This window comes from Bradyrhizobium sp. P2_E8 (assembly GCF_056403875.1).
In genome coordinates this window covers 1-2,393 of the sequence record NZ_JBFUES010001067.1, presented here as the reverse complement: position 1 = coordinate 2,393, position 2,393 = coordinate 1, and the positions used below count along the sequence as shown (strand labels likewise).

Sequence of the window (2,393 nt, the reverse complement as noted above, 5' to 3'; positions counted from 1 at the left end):
CTACCAGCCGATCGTGCGGCTGGAGGACCGCTCCGTCGCGGGCTTCGAGGCGCTGGCGCGCTGGGACCACCCCAAGCTCGGACGCATGGCGCCGTCGGAATTCATCACCATCGCGGAAGAGACCGGCCTGATCGTCGACCTAGGCATGTTCGTGCTCGACCAGACCGCAAAGCAGCTCTCTATCTGGCAGCGCGCGATGCGCTCGCGCGAGCCGATCTTCGCGTCGGTCAACGTGTCGTCACGGCAATTGCTGCGCCATGACCTGATCCACGACATCCGCACCGTGCTGTCGCGCTCCTCGGTGGCGCGCGGCACGCTGAAGCTGGAATTGACGGAATCGCTGGTGATGGAGAACCCGGAGCACGCGGCGCAGATGCTGACGCGGATCCGCGAGCTCGGCACCGGGCTGTCGCTCGACGATTTCGGCACCGGTCATTCCTCGCTGGCCTATCTCCAGCGCTTCCCGTTCGACACCATCAAGATCGACCAGTCGTTCGTGCGCACCACCAACCGCGGCACCCGCCCGGTGATCCTGAAGTCGATCATCGCGCTCGCGCACGACCTCGGCATGGACGTGGTCGCCGAAGGCGCCGAGACCGATTCCGACGCGGTCGAGCTCTACCAGATGGGCTGCGAATACGCTCAGGGCTTTGCCTTCGGCGAGCCGATGGACGCGGATGCGGCCATGCGCCTGCTGACGGAAGTGCGGCTGGAAGCGGCGAGCTGACCTCCCTCTCCCCTTTTTGAGGGGCCGCCTGCGAAGCGCGCGGGGTGAGGTGCCGATGAGGCCGTGCTTGATCCAGATCAATGGGCCTCTGCTCAACCGCCGCGAAAAATGGCGCGCAGCATTCGATCCAGAACGGTTTCGTCATCGAGGTCGTTGGGCTCACCACTGTCGTTCTCGGCGTGCCCACACGCGTCAAGCGCAACGGCTCGGATGAGCAAACCAAGCGTACTTCTCAGGAGTCACGGATGACCCGGCACCTTTTCTACGCGATCACCCTCATAGGCACCGGAATGTTCCTCGTTTCGTCGGCCGAAGCAGTGACGGCTGCACGATGCGAGGATCGAGGCGCAAACTGCGTCGGCACATGTGCCGACTACACCGGCGGGGCCGGTGACGTTCGGGGCCGCCAGAACGTGTGCATGCGCGCCTGCGACGGGCAGACGACCCGATGTCTGATACGAGCACACGCCGCCGACGAACGCTGGCCCCGTGAGCGCCAATGAAGGCCTTGGTTCGGCACCGCGGCTAGCGGCAACCGTTCTCACGCTCGCGGCGGATCGCGCGTCCACCTGGTCTAGCTCGGCCTGCGGCGCAACCCCATGACCAAGCCGAGACCAACCAGTAGCGAAATCGCCGCAAGACCGCCCCAGACCATTCCCGCCTGCTCGAGATAGACGTCCTGCGAGACCGGGTCGTAGCAGCGGCCGAGCTCGTTAAAGCAGTTGCGCCAGCGCCAGTAGCGGGCCTCGAAGGCCAGCGCGAAGAGCACGCCCAATCCGATCAGCGCTGCGCCAGAAATCCCCCTCAGCCAGCGCAGGATCATGCGGCTCGCTACCACCGTTTCTGCGACTTCTGCTTCCTGAATCGCACGCTCTGGCCGTCCGGCATCCGTGTCGCCACGAACCCGGCGGCGAGGCAGGCCTCGCGCTGCGGCATCTGGATGTCGGGGCTGCGCAGGCTGTCCCACCATGAGGCGCGGTTCGCCGCGCGCGGCAGGGCCGCGCCGATGATCTCCTCGATCTGTTCAAAGCTCAGCACGAATTCGTCCTGCTTCTGCCGCAGCAGATAGTCGCGCAACGCGTCGTAGTCGTTCACCGTCGTCCTCTCGTCAGAAGCCGGATTTGCCCGATCAGGCCTGCCCAAAACCGTGAGCCGCATCAACCGTTTCTTAACTCATTGCGGCAGTGCCGTCCCACCTTAAACACTACTCAAGCTTTCGGGCGCATCCACTAGGATCGGGAGCAAACGATGCTGTCTGGATGGCGCGAAGTCATGGCCCGCCGGCCGTGGCGAGTCTCGGCGAAATTGCTGATCATCTCGTCCGTGGTGACGGTGATCGGTTTTTCCGCCATTTGCGTCAACGTCATGCTCGACATGCGCCGCGGCGAGGAGGCGCTCGCCCGCCAGACGCTGGAAAACCTGGCGACGACCATCGAGTCCGACGTCAGCCGCAACATCGAGATCTACGACCTGTCGCTGAAGGCGGTCGCCAACAACATGCTGCTGCCCGAGCTCGCCACGGTCTCCAAGACGGTCCGCCACCTCATCCTGTTCGACCATGCGACCACGGCACGGCATTTCGGCGCGATCCAGGTATTCGATCCCGACGGCAGGCTGACCATCGACGCCTCCTCGCTCGATCCCCTGCCTGAGGTCAGGAGCGACG

The 2,393-nt window shown here is 64.7% G+C and carries 4 protein-coding genes and 1 pseudogene; 3 read left to right on the top strand and 2 right to left on the bottom strand.

Annotated features, from left to right (window positions below; all coding sequences use genetic code 11):
* Both AC1D00_RS36710 and AC1D00_RS36705 read left to right on the top strand, forming a co-directional pair.
* The coding region (locus AC1D00_RS36710; RefSeq protein ID WP_477014036.1) for an EAL domain-containing protein at window positions 1–727 on the top strand (727 nt) is incomplete at its 5' end.
* A gap of 80 nt (window positions 728–807) precedes the next feature.
* A complete protein-coding gene (locus AC1D00_RS36705; RefSeq protein ID WP_477014035.1) occupies window positions 808–1,230 on the top strand; it encodes a hypothetical protein in 423 nt (140 codons plus the stop codon).
* 71 nt (window positions 1,231–1,301) lie between these two features.
* On the opposite strand, the gene AC1D00_RS36700 is transcribed toward AC1D00_RS36705, so the two are convergent.
* Both AC1D00_RS36700 and AC1D00_RS36695 read right to left on the bottom strand, forming a co-directional pair.
* Window positions 1,302–1,550 carry a hypothetical protein gene (locus AC1D00_RS36700; protein ID WP_135176301.1) on the bottom strand — a complete coding sequence of 83 codons (249 nt, stop codon included), beginning with the start codon at window positions 1,548–1,550 and terminating at the stop codon, window positions 1,302–1,304.
* 8 nt (window positions 1,551–1,558) lie between these two features.
* Window positions 1,559–1,822 carry a DUF7662 domain-containing protein gene (locus AC1D00_RS36695; protein ID WP_167771096.1) on the bottom strand — a complete coding sequence of 88 codons (264 nt, stop codon included), beginning with the start codon at window positions 1,820–1,822 and terminating at the stop codon, window positions 1,559–1,561.
* Between the two features lie 153 nt (window positions 1,823–1,975).
* On the opposite strand from AC1D00_RS36695, the pseudogene AC1D00_RS36690 reads away from it, so the two are divergent.
* Window positions 1,976–2,393: pseudogene (locus tag AC1D00_RS36690) on the top strand (GGDEF domain-containing protein); the annotation flags it as partial.

Excerpts from the sequence above, each read along its gene's own strand:
- AC1D00_RS36705 (WP_477014035.1), top strand. The coding sequence starts at position 808 with ATGGGCCTCTGCTCAACCGCCGCGAAAAATGGCGCGCAGCATTCGATC.
- AC1D00_RS36700 (WP_135176301.1), bottom strand. The coding sequence starts at position 1,550 with ATGATCCTGCGCTGGCTGAGGGGGATTTCTGGCGCAGCGCTGATCGGA.